This is a genomic window from Rhizobacter sp., from assembly GCF_031412075.1.
Classification (GTDB): Bacteria; Pseudomonadota; Gammaproteobacteria; order Burkholderiales; family Burkholderiaceae_C; genus Rhizobacter.
In genome coordinates this window covers 1-2,038 of the sequence record NZ_JANOCG010000298.1, presented here as the reverse complement: position 1 = coordinate 2,038, position 2,038 = coordinate 1, and the positions used below count along the sequence as shown (strand labels likewise).

Genomic DNA, 2,038 nt, shown 5'->3' with positions numbered 1-2,038 from the left:
CGCTGGCTCAAGGCCGAGGGTGGCTTGACCGCGATCGCCGAGCGCAACCGTGCCAAGGCGGCCCTGTTGTACGACCACCTCGATGCCAGCCGCTTCTACACCAGCCCGGTGCAGCGCGACAGTCGCTCGCTGATGAACGTGCCGTTCAAGCTGCGCAACGAGGCGCTCGACACCGCCTTCCTCAAAGGCGCCGAGGCCTCGGGGCTGCTGCAACTGAAGGGGCACCGCTCGGTGGGCGGCATGCGCGCTTCCATCTACAACGCGATGCCGATCGAAGGTGTGCAGGCGCTGGTGACGTACATGAAGGCCTTCGAGGCCGCCCATGGCTGATGTTGCCCCCCCCCGAAGCGGATTCGCCGCTCCCCCACAGGGGGGCGCCGCTGGCGGCCTGGCGGAGCCAGATCCGCGGCGGCCGCTTGAAAGGTTCCGCGTTCGGGTGCTGAACTCTGTCTCGGCCAACGGGCTCAAGCAACTGCCTGCCGAGCGCTACGAGACCGGCAAGGACTTGACCGAGCCGGACGCGCTGCTGCTGCGGTCGGCCGACCTGCACGGCGTCGAGATTCCCACCAGCGTGCGCGCCATCGCGCGCGCCGGGGCCGGCACCAACAACATTCCCGTTGCCGCGATGAGCGCCCGCGGCGTGCCGGTGTTCAACGCGCCCGGCGCGAATGCCAACGCGGTGAAGGAACTGGTGCTGGCCGGCATGCTGATGGCCGCGCGCAACCTGCCTGGCGCACTGCGCTTCGTCGCCACGCTCGACCCGAAAGCCGAAGACCTCGAGCAGCGGGTCGAGGACGGCAAGAAGCATTTCGCCGGCTTCGAGCTGGTGGGCCACACCCTGGGCATCGTCGGCCTGGGCAAGATCGGCTGCCTGGTGGCCGATGCAGCCATCAAGCTCGGCATGAACGTGCTCGGGTACGACCCCGACATCACGGTCGACGCGGCCTGGAGCCTGCCGGCCCAGGTCAAGCGCGCGGCGAGCGTGGCCGAGGTGCTGAAGCAGGCGCACTTCGTGACGCTGCATGTGCCCCTGGTCGCTGCCACCCAGCACCTGCTGAATGCCGACAACCTGGGCACGCTGCGCACCGGCGCCGTGCTGCTCAACTTCTCGCGCGAGGGCGTGGTCGACGACCGCGCGGTGCTGGCCAGCCTGGCCCAGCGCCACCTCGGCATGTACGTCTGCGACTTCCCGAGCGCCGCACTGCACGGCCAGGAACGTGTGATCGCCCTGCCTCACCTGGGAGCCTCGACGCGCGAGGCCGAAGAGAACTGCGCGGTGATGGTGGCGCAGCAGCTGCGTGACTACCTCGAGCACGGCAACATCGCCAATGCCGTCAACTTCCCGGCCGTGCAGATGGCGCGCGAGTCGAAGTTCCGCATCGGCATCGCCAATGCCAACGTGCCCAACATGCTGGGCCAGATCTCGACCACCATGGCCCACGCGGGCCTGAACATCCACAACATGGTCAACAAGAGCCGCGGCGAGATGGCCTACACCCTGGTCGACGTCGACAGCCCGGTGCTGCCGGCGGTGCTCGAGCGCCTGCGGGCCATCGATGGCGTGCTGTCGGTGCGCTGCCTGCCGCTGGTGTAGAACGCAAAAAGTACGTAAAATTCATACATACTTCTCAAGGCCTACGCCAGCGGCAGGTACCGCACCGACAGCACGCCCTCGATCGCCGCCAACTTGTCCAGCACCGCCGGCTGCACCGCGCTGTCGACATCGACCAAGGTGTAGGCCATCTCGCCGCGGCTCTTGTTGACGATGTTGTGGATGTTCAGGCCCGCGTGGGCCATGGTGGTCGAGATCTGGCCCAGCATGTTGGGCACGTTGGCGTTGGCGATCGCGATGCGGAAGTTGGATTCGCGCGCCATGTTCACGGCTGGGAAGTTCACCGCGTTGCCCACGTTGCCGTGCTCGAGGAAGTCGCGTAGCTGATCGACCACCATCAGCGCGCAGTTCTCCTCCGCCTCCTCGGTGGAAGCGCCCAGGTGCGGGAGCGCGAGCACCCCGGCGTTGCCCTGCAGCTTCCCGCTG

2 protein-coding genes and 1 pseudogene are annotated in these 2,038 nt (G+C 67.6%); 2 read left to right on the top strand and 1 reads right to left on the bottom strand.

Features of this window, described 5'->3' with window-relative positions; genetic code table 11:
• Window positions 1-330, top strand: a 330-nt coding sequence (locus tag RMO40_RS10955) for an aminotransferase class V-fold PLP-dependent enzyme (protein ID WP_309720550.1), incomplete at its 5' end; no start/stop codon positions are given.
• Window positions 331-436: 106 nt separating this feature from the next.
• Entirely contained in the window at window positions 437-1,594 is a 1,158-nt protein-coding gene (locus RMO40_RS10950; protein ID WP_309720547.1) for an NAD(P)-dependent oxidoreductase, read from the top strand.
• A 41-nt stretch (window positions 1,595-1,635) separates the two neighbouring features.
• Here RMO40_RS10950 and RMO40_RS10945 read toward each other — a convergent pair.
• Window positions 1,636-2,038 (bottom strand): annotated as a pseudogene (locus RMO40_RS10945) (3-phosphoglycerate dehydrogenase); the annotation flags it as partial.